Origin of the sequence: Butyricicoccus faecihominis (assembly GCF_024462775.1) — a bacterium.
Taxonomy (GTDB): Bacteria; Bacillota; Clostridia; order Oscillospirales; family Butyricicoccaceae; genus Agathobaculum; species Agathobaculum faecihominis_A.
The window spans coordinates 1-22,531 of sequence record NZ_JANGCE010000023.1 but is presented as its reverse complement, the minus strand read 5'-3'; the positions used below and the strand labels follow the sequence as shown (position 1 = coordinate 22,531).

20 protein-coding genes are annotated in these 22,531 nt (G+C 60.8%); 12 read left to right on the top strand and 8 right to left on the bottom strand.

The window, feature by feature from the left end; genetic code table 11:
- The first annotated feature begins 5 nt into the window (after positions 1–5).
- From NE562_RS11975 to NE562_RS11950, 6 genes are all read left to right on the top strand, one after another.
- Complete coding sequence (locus NE562_RS11975) at positions 6–437, top strand: flavodoxin (protein ID WP_280962658.1); 432 nt, start codon at positions 6–8, stop codon at positions 435–437.
- A 330-nt stretch (positions 438–767) separates the two neighbouring features.
- Positions 768–977, top strand: coding sequence for a FeoA family protein (locus tag NE562_RS11970; RefSeq protein WP_280962657.1), 210 nt, complete (start codon positions 768–770; stop codon positions 975–977).
- 14 nt (positions 978–991) lie between these two features.
- Positions 992–1,213 carry a FeoA family protein gene (locus tag NE562_RS11965; protein ID WP_280962656.1) on the top strand — a complete coding sequence of 74 codons (222 nt, stop codon included), beginning with the start codon at positions 992–994 and terminating at the stop codon, positions 1,211–1,213.
- 52 nt (positions 1,214–1,265) lie between these two features.
- On the top strand, positions 1,266–3,425 hold the full coding sequence (gene feoB / locus NE562_RS11960) for a ferrous iron transport protein B (RefSeq protein WP_280962655.1): 2,160 nt from the start codon (positions 1,266–1,268) through the stop codon (positions 3,423–3,425).
- A 24-nt stretch (positions 3,426–3,449) separates the two neighbouring features.
- The gene (locus NE562_RS11955; protein WP_280962654.1) at positions 3,450–3,599 is read left to right on the top strand and encodes a FeoB-associated Cys-rich membrane protein; all 150 of its coding nucleotides are present in this window, start codon (positions 3,450–3,452) and stop codon (positions 3,597–3,599) included.
- A gap of 315 nt (positions 3,600–3,914) precedes the next feature.
- Positions 3,915–5,774, top strand: a complete 1,860-nt coding sequence (locus tag NE562_RS11950) for a TetM/TetW/TetO/TetS family tetracycline resistance ribosomal protection protein (RefSeq protein WP_280962653.1) — start codon at positions 3,915–3,917, stop codon at positions 5,772–5,774.
- A 79-nt stretch (positions 5,775–5,853) separates the two neighbouring features.
- Here NE562_RS11950 and NE562_RS11945 read toward each other — a convergent pair whose 3' ends face one another.
- Together NE562_RS11945 and NE562_RS11940 are read right to left on the bottom strand one after the other, a co-directional pair.
- Entirely contained in the window at positions 5,854–7,158 is a 1,305-nt protein-coding gene (locus NE562_RS11945; protein WP_280962652.1) for a GHKL domain-containing protein, read from the bottom strand.
- A complete protein-coding gene (locus NE562_RS11940) occupies positions 7,145–7,897 on the bottom strand; it encodes a LytR/AlgR family response regulator transcription factor (RefSeq protein ID WP_280962651.1) in 753 nt (250 codons plus the stop codon). The genes NE562_RS11945 and NE562_RS11940 overlap by 14 nt, the downstream gene beginning before the upstream one ends.
- A 324-nt stretch (positions 7,898–8,221) precedes the next feature.
- On the opposite strand from NE562_RS11940, the gene NE562_RS11935 reads away from it, so the two are divergent.
- Positions 8,222–8,743: a LytR/AlgR family response regulator transcription factor gene (locus tag NE562_RS11935; RefSeq protein ID WP_280962650.1), complete on the top strand. Its 522-nt coding sequence runs from the start codon at positions 8,222–8,224 to the stop codon at positions 8,741–8,743.
- 184 nt (positions 8,744–8,927) lie between these two features.
- A complete protein-coding gene (locus tag NE562_RS11930; protein WP_280962649.1) occupies positions 8,928–9,170 on the top strand; it encodes an AbrB/MazE/SpoVT family DNA-binding domain-containing protein in 243 nt (80 codons plus the stop codon).
- 124 nt (positions 9,171–9,294) lie between these two features.
- Here the strand turns inward: NE562_RS11930 and NE562_RS11925 are convergent, their stop codons facing one another.
- The 4 genes from NE562_RS11925 to NE562_RS11910 form a co-directional block, all read right to left on the bottom strand.
- Entirely contained in the window at positions 9,295–11,904 is a 2,610-nt protein-coding gene (locus tag NE562_RS11925; protein WP_280962648.1) for an S-layer homology domain-containing protein, read from the bottom strand.
- Between the two features lie 151 nt (positions 11,905–12,055).
- Positions 12,056–13,957, bottom strand: coding sequence for a sensor histidine kinase (locus NE562_RS11920; RefSeq protein WP_280962647.1), 1,902 nt, complete (start codon positions 13,955–13,957; stop codon positions 12,056–12,058).
- Positions 13,954–15,801, bottom strand: coding sequence for a hypothetical protein (locus NE562_RS11915; RefSeq protein ID WP_280962646.1), 1,848 nt, complete (start codon positions 15,799–15,801; stop codon positions 13,954–13,956). The genes NE562_RS11920 and NE562_RS11915 overlap by 4 nt, the downstream gene beginning before the upstream one ends.
- Positions 15,794–16,498 carry a response regulator transcription factor gene (locus tag NE562_RS11910; RefSeq protein ID WP_280962645.1) on the bottom strand — a complete coding sequence of 235 codons (705 nt, stop codon included), beginning with the start codon at positions 16,496–16,498 and terminating at the stop codon, positions 15,794–15,796. The genes NE562_RS11915 and NE562_RS11910 overlap by 8 nt, the downstream gene beginning before the upstream one ends.
- Positions 16,499–16,715: 217 nt before the next feature.
- On the opposite strand from NE562_RS11910, the gene NE562_RS11905 reads away from it, so the two are divergent.
- The 4 genes from NE562_RS11905 to NE562_RS11890 are packed head-to-tail and all read left to right on the top strand — an operon-like array spanning position 16,716 to position 19,584.
- Positions 16,716–17,279, top strand: a complete 564-nt coding sequence (locus NE562_RS11905) for a biotin transporter BioY (protein ID WP_280962644.1) — start codon at positions 16,716–16,718, stop codon at positions 17,277–17,279.
- Complete coding sequence (gene bioB, locus NE562_RS11900; RefSeq protein WP_280962643.1) at positions 17,276–18,244, top strand: biotin synthase BioB; 969 nt, start codon at positions 17,276–17,278, stop codon at positions 18,242–18,244. The genes NE562_RS11905 and bioB overlap by 4 nt, the downstream gene beginning before the upstream one ends.
- Positions 18,241–18,933 (top strand): dethiobiotin synthase, encoded by a 693-nt coding sequence (bioD, locus tag NE562_RS11895; protein WP_280962642.1) that lies wholly within the window; start codon positions 18,241–18,243, stop codon positions 18,931–18,933. Before bioB ends, bioD begins: the two co-directional genes overlap by 4 nt.
- A 21-nt stretch (positions 18,934–18,954) precedes the next feature.
- On the top strand, positions 18,955–19,584 hold the full coding sequence (locus NE562_RS11890) for a CatA-like O-acetyltransferase (protein WP_280962641.1): 630 nt from the start codon (positions 18,955–18,957) through the stop codon (positions 19,582–19,584).
- A 302-nt stretch (positions 19,585–19,886) separates the two neighbouring features.
- Here NE562_RS11890 and NE562_RS11885 read toward each other — a convergent pair whose 3' ends face one another.
- Positions 19,887–20,060 carry a hypothetical protein gene (locus tag NE562_RS11885; protein ID WP_280962640.1) on the bottom strand — a complete coding sequence of 58 codons (174 nt, stop codon included), beginning with the start codon at positions 20,058–20,060 and terminating at the stop codon, positions 19,887–19,889.
- A 21-nt stretch (positions 20,061–20,081) separates the two neighbouring features.
- Positions 20,082–22,031, bottom strand: coding sequence for a glucosaminidase domain-containing protein (locus tag NE562_RS17910; RefSeq protein ID WP_419196007.1), 1,950 nt, complete (start codon positions 22,029–22,031; stop codon positions 20,082–20,084).
- Positions 22,032–22,531: the final 500 nt, after the last annotated feature.

Below are 22,531 nucleotides of genomic sequence, written 5' to 3'. Positions count from 1 at the left end.
CTATCATGGGTAAAATCGCAGTGATTTATTGGAGCCAGACCGGCAACACCGAAATGATGGCGAACGCGATCGCGGAAGGCATTGCCTCGGCGGGCGTGGCATGCGATCTCAAGCAGGTCTCCGAACTGTCCGCCGCCGATGCGGCCGGGTATGGCAAGCTGGCGTTAGGGTGCCCGGCCATGGGCGCCGAGGTGTTGGAGGAGGCCGAGTTCGAGCCCTTCTTTACCGAGCTGGAGGGCAGGCTGGGCGGCCACAAGGTGGCGCTGTTCGGCTCCTACGGCTGGGGCGACGGCCAGTGGATGCGCGATTGGTGCGAACGCGCCGATCACGCGGGCGCGGACGTTTACTTAAACGAAGGCCTGATGGTAAACGAAACGCCGGACGAGGCGGGCCTATCGAAGTGCCGCGCGTTAGGCGAGGCTTTTGCCGCGTACTAACTTTCTTTGCTCATAACCGCCGCTGCCCGGCGATTATGATACAATATCCTTTCTTGCCCGGGTATCGACGCCCGGCGGCATACCCGCAGCGTATGCCGGTTGCAGCATGGGCCCGCGGCTGTACGGAACAGCAGCCGCGGGCTTCCTCCTGCCAAAAAACGGCGCGCTGGGAAAAGTGGAGTTAGCAATATGCAACAAAATTGCAAATACCCGCTTGACAAGGCGAGTTAGCGATGGTAAACTACAGATACAAAAGGAGTTAGTGGAAACTAACTATACAAAAATTTTGGACGATACTTACCGATTGATTATAAGGAGAGGATGAACATTATGCCGCTGACGATGCTCGACGCAGGTGTGGAGACCACGATTAAAACGATTCGGGGCAAGGACCGTACCCGGCAGTTTTTACAGAACATGGGTTTTGTTGAGGGGAGCAGGATCAGCATTGTTTCCTCGATGGCGGGCAATTTGATCGTATCGGTCAAGGATTCGCGCGTTGCCATTTCGAGTTCGATGGCTTCCCGCATTATGGTTTAAGGAGAGGTTTGACAATGGGTAATTTGAGAACGACAAAGTGCGGCGCGACCGTGACCGTGCGCAAGGTCGAAGGCGAGGGCGCGGTGCGCCGCCGCATTATGGATATGGGCATTACGCGCGGCGCTGAAATATTTGTGCGTAAGGTAGCGCCGCTCGGCGACCCGGTAGAGGTCACGGTGCGCGGCTATGAGCTTTCCTTGCGCAAGGCGGACGCTGAAAAAATACTGGTAGACTAAAAAATTTTACATAGGGGTTAGCGACACCTAACCCAAGAAAGGGGAATCATCTATGCAGGTTCGTTTGGCGCTTGCCGGCAACCCGAACTGCGGCAAAACCACAATGTTCAACGAACTCACCGGCGCCACCCAGTATGTGGGCAACTGGCCCGGTGTAACGGTGGAAAAGAAGGAGGGACGCTGGAAGGCGGATCGCGAGATTTCGATCACCGACCTGCCGGGCGTTTATTCGCTGTCGCCCTACACGCTGGAGGAGGTCGTCACCCGCGATTATCTGATCGAGGAAAAGCCGGATGCGGTGATGGACTTGGTCGACGCTTCCAATATCGAACGCAACCTGTATTTGACCACGCAGCTGATCGAAATGGGCGTGCCGGTCGTGCTGGCGCTCAATATGATGGACCTTGTGCGCAAGCGCGGCGATAAGATCGATACGAAAAAGCTTTCCAAAACGCTCGGCGTGCCGGTGGTGGAAACCGCGGCGGTCAAGAGCGAGGGCGTGCAGGAGCTGGTGCAGGCCGCGCGGCGCGCGGCCCAGAGCGGACAGGCGCCCGCGCCGTTTGCTTATCCAGAGGCTGTGGAAAAAGCCGTGGCCGATATCGAAGCGCTGATCGTGGGCGCGGTGGACGCGGCCCAGCTGCGCTGGTACGCGGTCAAGCTGTTTGAACGGGATGAGAAGGTGCGGGAGCGTCTTAGTCTGGCGGGCGAAACCATGGATCAAATCGAGCGCATCGTTTCCTCTACCGAGGACGCGCTTGACGACGACGCGGAATCCATCATCACGGACGCGCGCTACCAGTATATCGCGGAGGTGGTGCGGGCCTGCGTGGTCAAGAAAAAAGCGGCGCAGTCCGCTTCGGACAAGATCGACCGGATCGTCACGAACCGCATTTTGGCGCTGCCGATATTTGCACTTGTCATGCTGGTGGTGTATTATGTATCTGTGACCACGGTCGGCACGCTGCTGACCGACTGGACGAACGACACCCTGTTCGGCACTTGGATCATTCCGGGCGCGCAGTCCTTATTTGAAGGCATGGGGCTGATGCCTTGGCTGACCGGCCTGCTGGTGGATGGCATTCTGTCCGGCCTTGGCGCGGTGATTGGGTTTGTGCCGCAGATGCTGGTGCTGTTCTTCTTCCTCGCGGTATTGGAGGATTGCGGTTACATGGCGCGCGTGGCCTTTATCATGGACCGTATTTTCCGCAAATTCGGCCTTTCGGGCAAGTCCTTTATTCCGATGCTGATCGGTTCGGGCTGCGGCGTGCCCGCCGTCATGGCCTCGCGCACCATCGAACAGGAGCGCGACCGCCGCATGACGATCATGACCACCTGCTTTGTGCCCTGCTCGGCCAAGCTGCCGATCATCGCCCTGTTCGCGGGCGCGATTTTTGGCAACGCGGGCTGGGTGGCGTTCTCGGCTTACGTGATCGGCATACTTGCAATCATTGTTTCGGGCATTCTGCTCAAGAAAACGCGCATGTTCGCGGGCGATCCCGCGCCGTTCGTTATGGAGCTGCCCGCCTACCATGTGCCCGCAGCGGGCAATGTGCTCCGCTCGATGTGGGAGCGCGGCTCCTCGTTCATCCGTAAGGCGGGCACGGTCATTTTACTTTCGACGATCGTCATCTGGTTCGGCCAGAGCTTTGGCTTTGAAGGCGGCTCGTTCGGCATGGTGGAGGATATGAACCATTCGGTGCTCGCCGCCGTCGGCAGCCTGCTCGCGCCGCTGTTCGCACCGCTCGGCTGGGGCGACTGGAAAGCGACCGTGGCCACGGTCACCGGTTTGGTGGCGAAGGAAAACGTCGTGGCGACCTTCGGACAGCTCTACGACTTCGCGGGCGAGCTGAGCGAGGACGGCGCCGAAATCTGGGGCACGCTGGCCGCCGGGTTCACCGCCGTATCCGCTTATTCGTTCATGGTGTTCAACCTGCTTTGCGCGCCGTGCTTCGCGGCGATGGGCGCGATCAAGCGCGAAATGAACTCGGCCAAGTGGACGTGGTTCGCGATCGGCTACATGACCGTGTTCGCCTATACCATTTCGCTGATGATCTATCAGTTTGGCGGCCTTTTGACCGGCGCACTCTCCTTTGGCGCGGGCACGGTCGCGGCGATCATCATACTGCTTGCCTATCTTTACCTGCTGTTCCGCCGCCCGGCCCGTTCGGATACGACGCGCGGCCTGAAGCGGATGAGCGTGGAAGCGGGCTAAGAAATAGAAAGGAAGCGACCCCTTATGATCCCTACGATTATTGTATCAGCCTTGCTGCTGGCGGCGGTGTTCTTCGCGTTCCGCAAGGTGCGCCGTCAGGTCAAGAACGGCGAGTGCCCCGGCGGCTGCGCCGGCTGCTCTCATCAGTGCGCCTGCCACGGTGAAAAGAAATAATTTAAGAGGGCTGTGAAATAAGTTATCACAAATGAATAGAAAACTGTTGCAAAGCGAAGAATGCTACTAATTTTGTCATTCTGAGGAGCGAAGCGACGAAGAATCTCGCGCGAACGCGCGGAATTTACACTGGGAACGCGCGTTTGCGCGAGATTCTTCACTTCGTTCAGAATGACATTTGGGTACTCTTCTATTTTGCAACAGTTTTTGCCGGTCGTGGAACGCGGTGTTAGACGGCGCGCGGCCACCTGTGCTATACTGTTCTGTAGAGGTGATCGATATGACTTTTTCATACTTTGCTTTGAGGTGCCGCCTGTGAAAACGATCGGTATTTTGGCGCATGTGGACGCGGGCAAGACCACCTTGTCCGAGCAGATATTATACCGCGCGGGCGTGCGGCGCACGCCGGGGCGCGTCGACGAGGGCACGGCGCTGCTTGACGCGGACGAGATAGAGCGGCGGCGCGGCATCACGGTCTTTCTGGGGCTGGCCCCCTTTACGCTGGACGGGCAGGCGTTCACGCTGCTCGATACGCCGGGTCACGCGGATTTCTCGGCCGAGACCGAGCGCGCGATCGCGGCGATGGACGCGGCCATCGTCGTGGTCAGCGCGGTCGAGGGCGTGCAGGCGCAGACCGAGGCCCTATGGGAGCTGCTGCGCGAAAAGGGCGTGCCCACGCTGTTTTTCATCAACAAGACCGACCGAGAAGGCGCGGACACGGCCCGCGTGATCGGCGCGCTGCAAACGGAGCTGCGCGCGCCCGCCTGCCTGTATGAGGAAAGCGAGCACGCGGCGGAATATCTCGCGGGCCTTGATGACGCGCTGCTTGAAGCCTACTTGGAGCAGGGCGGCTTTGCGGTGCGGCCTGCCGCCACGCGGCTTTTCCGCGAAGCGCGGTATTGTCCCGTGCTTTGCGGCGCGGCGCTCCGGGGTGAGGGCGTGGACGAGCTGCTTGCCGCGCTTTCGTATTTGGTGGAGCGGCGGCCGGCGCATACGCGCACGGTCACGCTGTTCCGCATCCGGCACGAGGCGGGCTTTGGGGCGCGGCTGACGTTTGTGCGCGTCACGGGCGGTCCCCTGCGCGCCAAGGAGGTATGGAACGGCGAAAAGATAAGCGAGCTGCGGGTGTACACTGGCGAAAAGTTCGTTACCGTTCCGGAGGTGGAGGACGGCGCGGTCTGCGCCGCCATGGGTCTGACCATGCCGCTGCCCACCACGGGGACCGTACAGCCGGTGCTGACCGCGCAGGTGGAAACCGCGGCAGACCGCGACGAAGTGCGCCGCGCGCTGGACACGCTGACCGACGAGGACCCGCTCCTCGCGGCGAACTGGCGGGCGGATACGGGCAGGTTCGAGGTACAGGCCATGGGCGAGATCCAGCTTGAAGTGCTGGGCGAGGTGCTGCGCACCCGCTTCGGCATAGAGGCGGCGTTCAGCGAAGGCAGACCCCTTTACCGCGAAACGATTCTCAACACCGTGACCGGCTACGGCCACTATGAACCGCTGCGCCATTATGCCGAGGTGCATTTGCGCCTTGCGCCGGGCGAACGGGGCGGCGGCGTCACGTTTGACAGCGCGTGCCCGACCGACGTGCTGCCCGCGCAGTTCCAGCACGCGGTGCGCACGCATGTATTTGAAAAGCCGCTGCGCGGCGTGCTGACCGGTGCGCCCTTGACCGATGTGCGTATCACGCTATTGATCGGCCGCGCGCACGAGAAACATACCGAAGGCGGCGATTTCCGCGAAGCGACGCGGCGCGCCGTGCGACAGGGGCTGATGCAGGCGGAAAGCCGGCTGTTGGAACCGTATTACGCCTTTACGGTGCGCTGCGGCGCGGATAGCGCGGGGCGCGTGCTGGCTGCTTTGCAGCGCATGGGCTGCGATTTTACGCCCATGGACGCGGGGGCGGGCCGGTTTGGCGCTTCGGGTCGGGGGCCCGCCGCGCCGCTCGCCGGGTATGCGCGCGAGCTGGCCGCCGATACCGGCGGCACGGGCCGCCTGCGTCTCAGGTTTGACGGGTACGAACCGGTGCGCGAGCAGGATCAAGCGGTGGGCGCGGTAGGCTATGATCCCGCGCGCGATACGGAAAACCCCGCGCACTCCGTTTTCTGCAAGAAAGGCGCGGGCTACCCGGTGCCGTGGGACGAAGTGCCGCTGATGATCCACTGCAAATGAAGGGCTGGGAAAACAAGGGCAGCGACTTGATAAAAAGGTACCGCGAACGAAACGCGTGCGTTTCGTTCGCGGTACTTTTTTATTTGGGGAAGAGCAGGCGCAGCGCAAAGGTGCTTTTGGTCTGCTGGTAATCTAAAACGGCGTGGTATTTTTCCGCGAAAGCGGCGATGGATTTCGCGCCGTAGCCATGGTCCGGCCGGTCGGTCGTGGGCAGTCCGGTGGTAAGGTCGATGGCGACGGGCGCGCTGATCGTGTTTTCGATGGCGAGGAAGAACGGGCCAATGCACCCGCCGTCCACCACGCGGATACAGCGCGGCGTTTCCGGCGGCAGGCAGGAACAGGCGTTGAGCGCGTTTTCAAGCGCGTTGGAAAGAACCACGGCAAACTCGGTCATATCGACGGGCAAATCCTCCGGTACCGTCAGGCTCACGGTGAAGTCCACGCCCAGATCAGCCGCCTGCGCGGCGGTAAGCGAAAGCACGGTGTCGATCAGCACGCTGCCGGTATAGCGGTGCAGCTGGCCGATCCCGGCAAGCTGGGTCAGGTCCTTGTCCATCGTGCTCACCACCTTGAGCAGCTCGGCGGCGTCGCCCGCGAGCGCGCTGCTTTTCAGTAATTGGAGAAAGTGCCGCAGATCATGCCGGAAGATGCGGTTCATCCGCTCGGCGGAAAGGATGCGTTCGGTCTGCTGCTCCAACGCGTGGATCTGCGCGACCAGCACGGCTTCGTTCTGCTGCGCGCGGTACTGTTCCTGCATGGACTGAAGGAAATGGTGAATGGTGACATAAATAAGCGGCGTGATCGCGCACAGGGCGACGGCGGTCCACACATCCACCGTTTCACGGTGCAGAAAAAGCGGCATCAAATAACATGAATTGATCGCGAAAAGCAGCGAAAGCGGGATCAGCGTGAGCCACATCCACCCGGCCGCGGCGGAATGCAGCATCCGCAGGTATGGCTTTCGGCACATAAAATAAAAAATGGGCAGCAAAATAAGGGTGACCACGATCTTGACGACCAGCCACGCGGGCGTGCCGAGCGGTACGAATATGCTGATAACCGCGTTCAAAACGGTGATGAGCAGCGCGACCGTGACCGTGGTAAAAAGAAAGCGTCCGTCCCGGCACTTGGTAAACAGATAAAACAGCCCGCACGCGATCAGAATCGGCACCGAGCCGACCAGATCCCGCCCGTAGCGGTCGCAGCCGAACAGGTGGTAGATCGCACCCGCCGCGGCGAGCGCCGCGATGGCCACGATAACGGCGGCCCAGCGGATCAGCCGCGCGGATAGGATCCATTCATCCACCAGCATGACGACAAAGGGGATGGCCAGCGGCAGCATGGTGGCAAGCGCAAGAAAGGCATAGAAATCAAAGGATTCCATCAGCACCCCGCCCTGAATTTAAGAAGTCCATGTAGGCGCGGCGCACTTCGCCCATCCGCAAACGGGAGATGGGGACCTGCGATCCATCGTCCAAAACCAGTTCGTGCGGCGAAAAATGCAGCACATGTGCGGCGTTGACCAAATAAGATTGGTGCGGCCGCAAAAACCGCTTGTCCGCGATCAGCTCGGCCAGCACTTCGTTGAAGGGGATACGCAGCACCTTGCTTTGGATCGTCTCCCCGCTTTGCATATGGTAGTGGAACACGTGACCGGTCACTTCGACAAAAACGATGTCGCTCAGCGCCACGCGCATATCGCCCATCAGAGCGCGCACCGTGGCGCAGGTGTCGATCTGCGCGCCTAGATGGGCGACTACCTCGTCCAGCGCGGCAAACATCGTGTTTTGGTCGACAGGCTTGATCAGATAGTTCGCCGCGCGCACGCTGAACGCTTCCACCGCGTATTCGCGCGATACCGTCAGGTAAATAACAGTGTGGTTTTTGCCGGTGCGCGCCAGCGCGCGGGCCAGATCGATACCATCCGTATCGGGCAGCAGCATGTCCAGCAGGTAAAGGTCGAAATGCGCGCCGCGCTGCAACGCGTCGAGCAGCACGCGGCCGGTCTGGAAATGCTGAAATTGCACCTGAAGATGGGGGCGCGCTTGTCCGTAGCGCGTCAGCAGGCCACGGGTCCGTTCGGCATCCGCCAAGGTGTCTTCACATATGGCGATATGTAGCATGGTTTGGTCTCCTGTCTTTTCATGATATGGCAGCCTGTAAAAAAAGCGCCAAATCCTCTCGCATATAGTGTACACTGAACTGGCAAAAAAGTAAAACTGGATATGTGTAAACAAGGCCTTTTGTGGGCAAAGTGCTGCTTTTCGGGTCGGAAAATTTTACGAAAAAAATGATAAAACACCGGAAAATGGCGAAAAGTAACGCAATATCACAGAAAATGTCGAGCTTTCACAGAAGATGATGCGAAAAAAGGGCTATTTTACGGTACAATTAAATCAAACGGAGAAATACCGCGAAAATTGGCGGTAAAAGAGAGGAATAAAGACATGGAGGTTGTTCTGTACGAGGGGGCGCCGCTTGATTCACGACGGGTACAGGAGCTGGCCAGTCAGGCGGTACACGCCTTTGAAGGCGCGGATATCAACTTGATACACTGCGCGACCGAGCAGGAGCTTTCCGCCGCTATTTGCGGAGCGGCGGCGCGGGATGTGGCCGGTCGTATCAATGCGTTCCCATTCCGCACGCGGCTGAAAACACACCTGCTCCGCTTGCCGCAGATCCGCTATTTTCGCTCGGCGGATCACCACCTATACGCAACGCTGACGACGGGGGAAACGCTGGTCAGCCGCACCATGCGCATTTCAGCGCGGGCCGCGCTGGCCCCGTTGCTCGACCGGCGCCTGTTTTTCCAAATCAGCAAATCCACCTTTGTGAATATGGCGCATGTCGCCTCGGTCTCGCTGGACGGCGTGCATCTGGATGATGGGTCGATTTTGGCGATTTCGCGCAAATACTATGCCGAATTCTTGGCATGGAGCAAAGCGGCAAAGACGAAAAAGCACGATTGACGAATAAAAAATTAACGGGACGCCGCGCCATTTGCGGCGTCCCGTTGCTCGTGATACGGCGATGTGCTTGATTTTTTTGTCGAAGAAATGATAAAAAGCTATTGATTTGGAAGATTGTGCATGGTATAATCTGTAATATAGTGTAAGCAGTGTAAAAGTTAGCTGGGAGAAGGGATACAGGATTATGAAAGCAACCGGAATGACAAGAAAGCTGGACGAGCTGGGCCGCGTTGTCCTGCCGATTGAGCTGCGCCGAACCATGGGGATCGAGATCAAGGACGCGCTTGAGATCTTCGTGGATGATAACCGGGTCATTTTAAAGAAGTACCAGCCGGGCTGCATCTTTTGCGGAAACGCGGACAAGGTGACGCATTATAAAGGAAAGTACCTTTGCAAGCGCTGCTTGAAAAAGATAAAAGAAGCGTGATTCCATTGCAAACCAATCATCGTCCCGGCGCGTTTTGATACAACGCGCCGGGGCGTTTTTTCTGCAAGAAGGGGGCTGCGACGAAACGCGTTTCATCGCAGCCCCCTGTTGATCCGGGTTTGGGTTAGCGCAGGGCCGTCCACTTTTCGTGAACGCCGTCGGCCTTGCGGTCGTAATCGTGGGCGTTCGCGGCTTCCTGAATATCGAGGTAGTACCAGCGCGCGGCGTCCGTGTTGTCCGTAAAGGTTTTCATGCCGGGCAGCAGGTCGCTTGCCGCTTCGGGCGCGCGGTTCAGCACGCGGTTGACGAGGGTGACCGCTTCGGCGCGGGTGATGTACCGGTCGGGCTCAAATCGGCCGTCAGGGGTACCCCTGACCCAACCACGCATATATGCGTGGTTTATCTCATTTTTAGCCCAATGGTTCGCAATGTCGGGGAATTGGTCCGCGCCGTCGTAGTCGGAGGGATCGAACCGGGCGGCGATGGCGGCGAACTCGGCGCGGGTAATCGGGCGCTCGGGGTAGAATTTACCGTCCTTTTCGCCCTTCAAAATGCCCGCGTTTGCGAGGGTGGCGATCGCTTCGGCGCTCCACCGGCTGCTTGCAACGTCCGGGAACGGGCTGGACGTGGTATGGTATGCGTCGCGCGTCGCGTCATCCAACAGGCGGTAGAAAATGGCCGCTACCTCCTCGCGGGTGATGTTCGCTTCGGGCCGGACCGAGCCGTCCGGGTAGCCGCTCAGATAGGCGATATGGTCCTCTCGGTTTAGCCCGGGGGCCGTTCCCTTCGCGTTCCACACCGCGTACAGGTCGAGCGTTTTCGCGGGCATTTTGATGCTTTCGCCCGCCTTGTACTTTACCGCGCCGCTCGCGCTTTCGGCCCAGCCCGCGAAGGTCTTGCCTTCCGGCGCTTGAAACAGATCGGCCGCCTTGAGCGTTACCGACGCGCCCGAACGGTGGCCGCTGTCGCGCACATCCGCCGGGCCGTTCGCATAGTTCGCGTGGTAGACGACCGCGTAGGTGGGCGTGCCGCCGCCCGAAGAGGAGCCGTGGTGCTCTTCCTCCGCCGCGCCGGGGACGATGGCGGCGAACAAATAGGATTCGCTGCCCGCGTAGGTGATCGTGCTGTTGGACGGGCTGCCGGCAAGGTGCCTATAGGAAAAGGCGCGCGCTTCCGTGTCACGGTCCAGCGTGTACAGCTCGGCGTGCGTATTCGAGGAGGGGATAATGGTAAGCCCCTTCGGTACGGGTGAAACCGTCCCTTCCGGTGTTTCTCCGCCCTGCATTGCCACATTGCCCGCGTCGCCGGTGACGGTCACGGGCGCATCCAGCTTGCCGTAAGTGGAAAAATCGCCGCCGGTGAACGTGGCGGACGCGGCGGTCAGTCCCCGGATCGAAGGCCGGAGAGAATTATCGGGGTCGGTTTCCAGATAATCGGTATGGAAGGTCAGCGCGCCGCCCGGCGCGTGGACCGCGTCGCCTTCGCTGTTTTCCAAGGCGCTATTCGCGGACAGCTCGATATCGACAGCCGTGTTTTCCGGCAGAGATACGCCGCCCGCGAGATATAGGCCCTGATTCCAATCGTCCGGCGCAAAGGCGGTGACCGATAGCTTCGCGTGCGCGCCGTCCGCGGCGGGCGTCCAATGGACCGTGCCGGGATAGGAAGGCGATCCGTCGTATTCCGGCATTTCGACCAGAAAGATTTTTTCCGCTGTTTCGCCGGTAAGGTCGAGCGCGTCCTCCGCGCTAATGATCTTGTCCAGCGCTTGGTCGATCACGGTCAGGCCGCTCGTGTCGCCCTCTACCGTGCCGTCCACACCGCCGATGACCCGCGCGTTCACGCCTGCGGCGACCGTGACGGCGCCGCTGTTGGTTGAGATGCCATTCGCACGGCCGATTGCGGTCACGCTGCCGCCTTCCAGCGATACCGTACCGGGCGTGCGTTGAAAGACATCCATAGCTATGCCCCGACCACCCAGACACGTCAGTGTGCCAGAGCCGGAAACGATTAGGCTTGCAGGCTTGCCCTCCTCAGGGTGTATATTGATCCCGCAATTGTTTTCCCAAACCGCGCCGGCAGCGGGATCGCAGCCATAGCACTCGATTCTGCCGTTATTGACAAGTGAAAGAGAACCGTTGATAAACATGCCAAAGTGGGCGTAGGAACTGTGACCACCAATGGCGGTCAGAGAGGCGTTCGGCTCAACAGTCAGGGTGAGAAACGTTCCCATAAGGCCTACAGACCAAAACCTAGGGTCAGTGGAAGTGGGGCCGTAGAACGCGCAATCGCCCTGAATAGTCAAACTGCTGCGCGGCGGCAGATCGAGACCGGCAATAAAATTACCATTACCGCTATTCTCATCTCCGCGCTGCCTTAGGTTGTAAGCGGTCAGATCAACAGGTTCATTTCCATGGAACGTCACCCTGCCTTTGACCTCCTCGCCCCGCGAGGTGGCGAGGACGCATGTCACATCGTCCGCAACTTCGTAGGTTTGCAGCCCGCTTCCCAGCTCGACGTAGACGAATTTGCCGCCCGCCGGGATGGTGTAGGGCAGGTTGTCCGTTCCGCAGACCACCTCCATGGACTCGCCCGTGTCGTTTTGTATGGTATCTCCGTGGTGCACCACAAGCGGGGTATCCTCCGCCAGCGCGGCCGTGGGCAGCAGTGTCAGCAGCAGGCAGGCGGAAAGCAGCGCCGCCGCCCAGCGTTTGAACAGATGGGATCGGTGTGTCATAATAAGGTACCCTCCTTTAAAATCGGCAGGGGAAAAGCCCCCTTGAAAAACGAAAGCACCGGCCGCCCGCGTATAGCGGGAAGCCGGTGTTTTCTTGCTCGCACACAGTATAACACAGTTTTTGGCCCACGGCGCGAAAATGAAGAAAATTTCATTTTCGAGGGGACATAGCCCCCGGGGGGAGGGGTAGGGAAAGGACCGCCAGAAAGCCTTCCGCGTCGCGCTCCCAAGTAAACGTGCCGCCGTATTTTTCGGCGGTCTCGCGCAGGATGGAAAGGCCGAAGCCGTGCGCGGTCAAATCGGCTTTGCTGGTGCGCCCCGCGTCGGGCGGCGGCGCGGCGTTGACACAGCGCAGAACGAGCGCGCCGCCCTCCGTGTCACAAGAGAGGGAGAGCCAGCGGTCGCTCGGATCGGGCAGGCGGGCGGCGGCCTCCACCGCGTTGTCCAGCAGGTTGATTAAAAGCGAGGTCAGGTCGTCGTCCCTGATGGGCAGGGTCTCGGGCAGGGGGCAAAGCTCCAGCCCGGCGTAGGTATCGTGCGCCCGCGCCTGTTCCAGTTCGATGGAGAGGATGGCGTCCATCAGGCTGTTGCCGGTGTAGGTTCCGGCGCTCGGCCCGCTGGCGGGGGTCAGCGAATCCAGATAGGCGCGCAGCTCGTCCAGCGCGCCTTCGTCCAGATAATGGCGGATAAGCGTCAGGCGGGAGCGGGTCTCGTGCAGATCGCGTCGCGCCCGCTCCACATAGCCCCGCTGCAAGCGCGCGTGCGCGGCGCGGGCGGCAAGCTGCGTTTCCGCAAGCTGCTTTTGCGCGCGCAGCGCGGCTTCTTCCCGGTAAACCTGTATGGTATCGCCCCAGATCAAGGCGGTATACAGCAAAATGAGCAGTCCGCCCGCGATCTCGACGAACCAGCCGAGCAGAATCGGTTCGTGCAGGGGCAGCAGCCGGTCCATCACAAGGGCGGCGGCAAACACGCACCCGCCCGCGAGCAGGGCGGCGGAACCGCGCGCGCCGCGCCGCAGCGCGTAAACGGCGGTAGCGAGCAGCCAGACCGCGGCCAGCCATTTCCACACGCCGAGCACGCGGCTCCACCAAAACAGCGGCGCGACGCTTTGCACCGGAAACAGCGGCTGCAATAATACGCCCAAGCAGAGCAGCCCGCCCGCCGCGAGCGCGGGATAAAGCGCCCTTTTGGGGGGACGGCACAAACCGCCCTGCACCCAGAGCAGCGCGGGGAACACGCCGTAATAGCACAGCCGCCGCAGCAGCGAAAACGCGGCGCCTTGCAGGCCGAGCGCCTGCGCGAGCGGCCAAGCCGAGGAACCGGCAAAGCACACGCACAAAAGGGTGAGCGCCAGATAGGGCGGGCGCGCGCCGCGCGACGCGCCAAGCAGCAGGCACAGCAGCGCCTGCAGCAGCGCCGCGCCGCAAAACAGGCTGTGCAGCGCCAGCCGGGCCGAGGAAACACGGCCCACGGCTTCCGGGCTGCCGAGCGCGGGCGGCGTGACCATGCCGGAGTAAAAGCCGGTCTCATCCGCGACCTGTACCACGATTTCGATCTGATCCGCCGCGGTGAAGGCGACCATGCGGCTATCCGGCGCGGGGGCGTTTTGGTCGCCCATGCGCACGCTCTGCATCAGCTCCCCATTCACCCACAGCCGCCAGCGGGAATGGATTTCGGTCAGCTCCAAGGCAAATTGCCGGGGCCTTCCGTCCAGCCGGATGACCGCGCGATAGGTGGCCGCGCCGTGCGGATCGGCCGCCGGGTCGCCCAGATCGAAGCCGCCGTATTGGCCCAGATAAAGGGACGCGTCCGGCGCGCGGGCGGCGGCCTCGTCCGGGGTAAGCAGCGCGCCCTGATAAAAGGTCCAGCCGTCCGCCAGATAGAAAAGGGGGTGGCTGTCGTACCAGCTCATATCAAGCTCGGTCACGCCGTCCGCCGCGTAGGGGCGCGGCTGGGTGTAGCGGTTGTCCAGCCGGTAACACAGGTAATAAACAAGGCAACTGAAAAGGACGGACGCCGCCAGCACAAGCGGCAGCGCTTTGGTCTTTTTCATGCGCGCCGTCCCCCTTTCCGTCGGACAAGGCGGGCGCACACGGCGGCGGCAAGCAGCGCGCAAAGGCCGAGCGCGTGCGCCGCCAGAACGGGCGCGCGCGCAGGCTGCGCCGGGGCGGGCGGGGCGCTCGCCGCTTCGTCTTGCGGCGGCTGCTCGGGCAGGTCGGGCGCGGGCGGCTGCACCGGGTCGTCTTGCCCGGGCTGCGGTTCGGGCAGGGGCAGGGCGGGCGCTTCCCGCAGGTTGGGTTCGGGCAGGGGCGCGGGGGCGGCCAGCACCGCTTTGGGCGGAAAGATCACCGGCGCGGGCGCTTTTACAAACGGCGCGGCCCCGGCGGCGGGGGCCGGGGCGGGCTCTTGCGCCGTGTCCGGCAGGGGGGAGGCCGGGGCGGCCGCTCCGGTAACGGGCGGCATGTTCTCCGCAATCTCCGTTTCGGGGGAGGGCGGCGCGGAATCCGGTTTCGGGTCGCTATGCTGGCTGTGGCCGCTCCCCCCGGAGGATGGCGCTTCCACCGGCGGGGGAATGATATCCGCCGGCGGCAGGTCGCCCTGCTCGGTGCGGTCGCCGCCGTCCCAATCGCCGCCGCCGTTCCAGCGGTAATCATCATAATGTAAATAGCGTATCCGGTTGGACTGGCCCGCCATCGGTCCGCCGGAGACGTTCAGGCAGAACAGATAGTCGTGGTTTTGCAGGGGCAGGGCTTCCAGCGTCGCCCCGGTCGGGGTGATCGCCGCGCCGGGCAGCCCGGCGGCGTTTTCCCAACTGCGTCCCTCGTCCGCGGAGTAGTAGAGCGTGAGCTGGTCCGCGCCGGTAATCTCGCGGTAAAAACGGATGTAAACGCCCTCGCCCGCGTCCTCGATATCGCGGATGTAGGGCTTTTGCGGATCGACGAGGTAAAGCGGCACGGTACGCTCCGGCAGTTCGACGCCGCCCACGGTTCGCGCAAGCGGCTTGCCGGTCAAGCGGTAGACGCCCGGGCGGGAAAGCTCGTCCGGCGCGCCCTCCCATTGGGCGGGGACGGAGAACATGAGGGAGGAAAGGCGGTCCTCCACGTCGCACAGGGCGTATCTGGCGCTGTTGTTCAGGGCGTTCGCGAGCAGCGCGTCAAGCTCCTGCTGCGATGCGCCGGCATTCAGATAAAGCCCGTTTTCCGTGAGCCGGTCGCCCGGCACAGCACGGCGCTCAATCACCGCCGCGTCCGGCGGCAGGGGATCGGCCGTGGAGCAGTCCAGCGTCAGCGCGGGCGCGTCCGCAATCAGGCCGTCGCTGCGTATCTCGCTGAAGATCAGGCGCACCGGAACGTCGGCGCGCAAGGCTGCCGCGCCCTCGCCCGAAGCGGACACGCGGCAAAGGGTCAGGTCCGCCTGATTGCTCCCGGAGAGGGACAGCGCGCAGGCGCCGCGCCCCTCCGCGCGTATTTCCATATTCCGTATGGAAAGCGCGGGGCCGGAAAGCGCGACCGCCACGGTGTCCTCGCCAATGGAATAAACGGTCACGCCATCCGTGGTCAGCGTGCCCGCGATCTGCATAAGGGGCCGCGGCGCGCCCGAGCCGGTAATTGATACCGGGCCGGAAAGCGAAAGCGCCGCGTTTTCGGGAAGAATCAAGCTATGCTCACCCAAATCCACCGTGACGGGATTTTGAAGGTCGATCTTTAACGAAGCCGAATCGGCGAGCGTGATGTCGGCCGTGACGGTGATCGTGCCGCCCTCGTCCCGCGCGAGCAGCTCGGTCAGGGCTTCGGCGGTCGCGCACTGTTTTTCGGCGGGCAGTTCGTCCGCGGCGCGCACCGGCGCGGGCAGCAGCGACAATAGGACGAAAAAAAGCGCCAAACAGCGTTTAACCATGGGGCTCCTCCCCTCGCAAGATCAGGCGGTAACCGCGCATTCGTATGTTTTCAATGGTGGCGTGGTGCTGGCCAGCGGTGCTTTCCAGCTTTTTGCGCAGCGAATAGATGTGCGAAGTCACGGTGCGCGGGTCCTCGCACACGGCAAGGCCCCATACCGCGGTGTAAAGCTCGTCCGCGGTGGCGTAGCGGTTGCGGGTGCGCATCAGCAGGGCGAGCAGCTGAAATTCCTTGGGGCTGAGCAGCAGGTCGTGGTCCTTCCAGTAGGCGCGGTGGTTTATCTCGTCCAGCCGCAGCGGGCCGCCCGCCTCGGCGGCGGACTGCCGGAGCAGCGCCGTGCGGCGAAGCTGCGCTTCGATGCGGGCAAGCAGCTCCTCCATGCGGTAAGGCTTTACGATATAATCGTCCCCGCCCGCCCGCAGGCCCTGTATGACCTGATCGCTATCCGCCAAGCAGGTGAGAAACAGCACGGAAACAGAACCCAACCCGTGCAGATCGCGGCATAGGTCAAGGCCGGAGCCGTCCGGCAGCAGGATATCCAGCACGATCAGATCGGGCGTATGCTCGCGCAGGCGCTGGCGCGCTTCCGCTATGTTCATCGCAATCGCGACACGGTACCCCTCTTTTTCAAGACGGCGGCGGTTGTGGTTCAGAATCGTTTTGTCATCCTCTACCAATAGGATGTGGTATGGCTTCATGTAGGCTCCCCCTGTTCTTGCCTTTGCTACTATAATTGTAACTGCTGGTGCGCGTAAAAGCAAGAAACGCTTGGCTGAAAGAGATGGAATACCAAGGGAAACCAGATTGTAAACCTAAATGCATAAATTGGTTTACAATGGAGAGGAACCATGCTATAATGTGGGAAAAGCGGGCGGCATGCCGCACCGCGTCCGGTATAGGAGGAATGAGAAAACAATGAAAACCGCTGTTTCCACCCGGCATATGGTGCTGTGCGCGCTCTTTGCCGCGTTGATCGCGGCGGGAGCCTTTTTACAGGTGCCCGTGCCGTTTATGGATTATTTCACGCTGCAATTTCTGTTCGTTATCCTCGCGGGTATGCTGATGGGCGGCAAGCGCGCCGCGATCGCGGCCGGGGTGTATGTGGCCGTCGGCCTTTGCGGCATTCCGGTGTTCGCGGCGGGCGGCGGGCCGCAGTATATTTTCCGGCCCAGCTTCGGGTATTTGCTGGGGTTCATTGCCGCCGCCGCGCTGACGGGCTTTTTGTGCGAGAAAATGCAGGCCGCGCGGTTCCGCGATTTTCTGCCCGCGGCCTTTGCCGGGCTGGCGGTAACATATCTGATTGGCTTTGCCTATAAGTACATGATCCTGAACTTTCATTTGGGGCAGAAAACGCCGCTCGCCGTGATCTTCCTTTCGGCTTTTCCGCTCGACCTGCCCGGCGATATCCTGCTGTGCATCGTGGGTTCGGGGCTGGCCGGGCGGCTGCGCGCGGCGCTGAAAAAGGAGGAATTGCTGTGAACCGCTTAGAAGAAGCCAAGCAAAAAGCGCTGAAAGGCGACGGCGTGAGCCGGGACGAGGCGCTGTGGCTGTTTGAATCGGACGACCTCACCGCCCTTTGCCGCGCGGCGGACGAGATACGCGACGCCCGCTGCGGCAACGCGTTCGATCTGTGCTCGATCGTAAATGGCAAATGCGGTCGCTGCTCGGAGGACTGCCGGTTTTGCGCGCAGTCGGCCCGCTATCCGGCGGAGACCGGCGCGTATCCGTTGCTTGCGGCGGACGAGCTTGCGGCCCGCGCCAAAGCGGATCATGAACAGGGCGTGCAGCGGTTTTCCATCGTCACCGCGGGGCGCACGCTGTCCGAAGCGGAGACCGAAGCAGTGTGCGCGGCGGTCCGCGCGATCCGCGAAGCGTGCGGCGTTTCGGTATGCGGCTCGCACGGGCTGCTGTCTTATGAGCAGCTTGTCCGGCTGCGGCAGGCGGGCGTTGCCCGGTACCATTGTAATTTGGAAGCCTCGCGGCGGTTTTTTCCGCAGGTATGCACTACCCATACCTATGACGATAAGATCGCGGTGATCCAAAACGCGATGCGCGCCGGGCTGACGGTGTGCAGCGGGCTGATCATCGGTATGGGCGAAACGGCGGCGGACCGTATCGATCTTGCGCTCGATCTGCGCGCGCTCGGCGTGCGCTCGGTGCCGGTCAATGTGCTTACGCCGATTCCCGGCACGCCGTTCGAGCAGCTGCCCGCGCTGACGGAGGACGAGGTCTGCCGCACGGCGGCGGTCTTTCGCTTTGTGCTGCCGCAAGCGGCGATCCGCATGGCGGCGGGGCGCGGCAAATTCGAGGACAAGGGCGCGCGCATCTTCCGGTCGGGCGCGAACGCGGCGATTACCGGCGATATGCTGACAACCTCGGGCATTACCGTGGCGCGCGACCTTGCGCTGCTGCGGTCGCTGGGATTCGAGGTGGCGCGGGCGTGACAAACGGCATTTTTATCGCGGGCACGGGCACCGATATCGGAAAAACCTATGTTTCGGCCCTGCTGGTCTCTTCGCTGCGCGCGGGCGGCGTGAACGCGGGGTATTTTAAGCCCGCACTCAGCGGGGCGGAGCGGCGGGGCGACGCGCTGATTCCCGGCGACGCCGCCTATGTTTGCGCCCGGGCGGGTCTGCCGGGCGACCCCATGGATTATGTGGCCTATTGCTACGAGCCCGCGGTTTCGCCGCATCTTGCGGCGCTGCGCGCGGGCCGGCCGATCAAGCGGGCGGAGATCGACCGGCGCTTTCGCGCCGTGCAAAGCCGGTTTGACTTTATCGTGGCCGAAGGCTGCGGCGGTATCTTCTGCCCGCTGCGGACGGACGGCGAAACGCTGCTTTTGACCGATGTGGCCGCGATGCTTGGTTTTGAACTGCTGCTTGTAGCGCCCTCCGGCCTCGGCGCGATCAATGCCGCCGTGCTGGCCGCTTCGTATGCGGCGCGGCGCGGTTTAACGGTCCGCGCCATCGCGCTGAACCAGTTCGACGAACACGACCCGATGCATCAGGACAACCGGCGGCAGATCGAGCGGTTTACCGGGCTGCCCACGCTCTGCATCCCGCGGGACGCCCGAAATATGGATATCAGCTTTCTCGGTTGTGCAGACAAACCGGCTGTGCTACACTATATATAATAAGGATGGGAGGCGGCGGCAATGGCTGGCAAGTACAAGGTGATCGACGAAGCAAACTGGAAACGGGCGATGCACTGCGCGGTATTTCGGAACAGTGTGGAACCGGCGTTCTGCGTCACGTTTGAACTGGACGTCACAAGGTTCCGGCGGATGGTGAAGGCAAAGGGCTATTCCTTTAGTATGGCGCTGATTTATGCGGTTGCCGCGTGCGCAAACAAGATCGAAGAATTTCGCTACCGCTTTGTCGATGGTAAGGTCGTGCTGTTTGACCGGATCGACACCGCGTTTACCTATTTAAACGAGGAGACCGAGCTGTTTAAAGTTGTCACCGTGCCGATGCAGGATTCCATGGAAGCGTATGTGCCCCTTGCGCTCAAAACCGCGCGCGAGCAGCAGGCGTACTTCACCGGCCCGCTGGGCAACGATGTATTCCAGTTTTCGCCCTTCCCGTGGGTATCGTACACCCATATCTCGCACACGAACGCGGGCAAAAAGGATAACGCCACGCCCCTTTTCGATTGGGGCAAGTTTTTCGAGCGGGACGGCAAGCTGCTTTTGCCGTTTTCCGTGCAGGCGCACCATTCCTTTGTGGATGGGCTGCATATCGGCCGTCTGGCCGACGCTTTGCAGCGCGATTTAAACGAGTGCTGAACATACACAAGGCCCCCCTTCTTTTGCCGTCTTGCAAAAGAAGGGGGGCCAAAAAAGTCCACACGCCGCAGCGTGCATGAAATAGGTTTTTGCCACTTGGGGCAAAAACCATCAAAACCGGGAGCATGTATCTCGGTTTTGATACAAACCGACTTCAAGTGTGCCTGTAAGGCGCGCGCAGAAGCCGGAATTCTCGATCGAAATGGGGCTTTGTTTCGATCGAAGACTGTCAAAAATATTTTTTAACAGTCAAGGCCCCCTTCTTTTGCCGTCTTGCAAAAGAAGGGGGCCTTGCCATGCGCTCAATCGTCGCCGCGCAGCAGCTTTTCCGCGTAGCCCTGCAATTCCTCGCAGGAATGCAGGTTGTTGCCGCGCGAAGTGATCATTTCGCGCACATAATCGGGCAGGTCGTCGAAATAGGCGTGCGCCGCAGTGTTCAATGCGAGCATTTCCGTTAAATTGTGGTAATGGTTCATGATCGTTCACCTCGCAAACCATTATGCCCCGGGATAGGTCAAAATATGATCCAAAATATTCAGAATTTTTGTGCCGTAATCCGCGCCGGAGGCCCAGCCGTAGCCCTTCGGGTTTTCCTGAATGCCTAGGTGCTGCACGGTCTCCGCGCAGCCGCGCGTGACAAGGGTGAAGCGCGGATCAATACATTCGTTTTTCAGCGCTGCGCGGTTCGCGTACGCCTTCAGGTGCTGGATCTGCGCGCGGATGCCGAGCTGCGGCGTTTCAAACACCGCGCCCTCCACGCCGTTCGTGACCACGCCCAGTCCGCAGAAATTGTTTTGCGCAAGCGTGACCGCGCTGCCTGTAAAGGTGAAGTTGCCGGTCTCCAAGCAGGATTGCGCGAACGCTATGTCGCCGCGGATGCCCTCCGCCGCGCCTTCGGTCAGGTAATGCGGAATCATATCGAGAACGGACTGCGGCGCGTTCGGGTTAACCGAAAGCAGGTACGCGCGCATCTGCGCGGCGGTCGCCTTGGCGGTGTCGGTGATCGGGGTATAAGTAAAGTAATGGTCGATCGTGTAGGTTTTTAGCCCGTTATAGGATGAACCTGGCCGCATGGCCTGCGTCAGCAGCAGGGTGGAGGCGGGGTGCGTGTCCTGAAGCAGCTTGTCCTCCAGCGATCGGAGCGACGCACCGACGGAAGCTTCAAAAACCGACCACTTGCCGTTTACATATACCACATTCCACGCGCTGCTGTAGCTGCGTGCGATGAATGCAGGGATGCCGGCTTCATAAAACATATAGTCCGCCGCCGCTGCAAAAGAAAAGCTGTCCATGCCGTCGCCGGTCCGCCATGCGGTCGTCCATGGGGCGGAGCCGCCCGAGCGAAAGTTATCCTTAATTAGGGCCGCGATTTTTTGCACGCGCGCGTTGTCGTCCGTCAGCGAGGAGAGGGCCGTCATATCGTTCCCAAAATGCTTTTTGGTGTTTGCCAGATCTTCCGCGGTACCGCGCTTGCCGGTCGCGTAAGAGGTGGAGAGGGATAATCGCTCTCTCGCGTCTTTAGCAATGCTGCCCGAAACACCGGCGCTCGCGGCTTGCTTTGGCGACGCGCCAAGATAAGCGGCGGACAGCGCGGCGAAGTCCTTCCGCAGGGCGGAGTTGTCCGGGTTGTCAAACAGGTCGGGGTCCGCAAGGTCGGGCAGCGCATCTTTATATAAAGAGGGGGAAACAAAGGAGGTGTTGGTGATCGCCGCGGTCAGCTGGTTGGCCCAGTATAGGTTGGCGCGGCTCAAAGCGCTCCCGGCGGCAAACGGCGGCGCATCCTTTACCGCGCGCAGCGTGCTGATCAGCACGCGCCAGTCCGCGTCGTTCTCACCGGTCACGATCGGCGCATAGCGAGAAGCGGTCGCTTGGTACGAGGAAGCGGGCAGCGCGCCGAGATTTACAGCAAGATCGTTCATCGCGGCCGTCCAGTTAGATTCTTCGGCATAGGGGTAGGCGGCGTAAGCGGTGATCACGCGCGTATCGTAATTATAAGCCACGCCGAAGTCGACCAACGCGGCAAGCTCGCGCAGGCCCATATAGTTGTTTCCCTTTATATTGTATACGGTGGGCGAGACCCGTTTGCCATCCACATAGATGGTCTGCTTGGAGGATACGGCCGCCGCACTTGACGTGGCGGTGTTCTTGATCGCGCCGCTCTCCCCGGAAACGGGCACGTAGGCCTTGTCCGATTCGATGCGCACCGCTTTCGCAGCGGAATCATAGGTTACGCCGAAATCGAGCAGGCGGCCAAGGTCGCGCAGCTTAAAATAGGTGCTGCCTTCTATATTATATATAGTAGGATCGGCGCGAACACCGTTTGTATCGCTAAGCGATGTGCTGACAGAAAAGCTTTGGCCGCCCGCCGCGGCAGGAGAAGCGGATACGGCAAGGGCCGATGCGGGGAATACCACCAGCGCCGCAAGGGACAAAAGCAGTCGTTTCAAAAGAAGTTCTCCCTTCGGTGTATATTTCGTGAAAACATGGTTATTATACCACAGCGGCAGATAAACAAAAAGAGTAAGCGCTTCTCTGAATTGCCGCTGGTGGTATAATGTTATTAAAATGAACGGTATGATAGCCGTTTCAGCGGCCATTATAACACAGCGGCAGAGAAAAGAAAGATCCGATTATCCCATTAAGCGCCGCTGGTGGTATAATGTTGTTAAAATGAACGGTATAATAGCCGTTTCAGCGGCTATTATACCATGGAAAGTTCATGTAATCAAAACCAATTTGAGGAAGCGAAAAATAGCGGAAAAATTATGATAAAAAGTGTTGACAAAAGGAGGGGTGTGCGATATACTAAATAAGCTGCTTCTGAGAGAGCGGCGGCGAGGAACTGAGCAAGACTTTGAAAACGAAAAAAGTTGAAAAAAGTTCTTGACAAATGGTTCCGAACCTGATATACTAAATAAGCTGTCACCGAGAAACGAAAGAGCCTGAA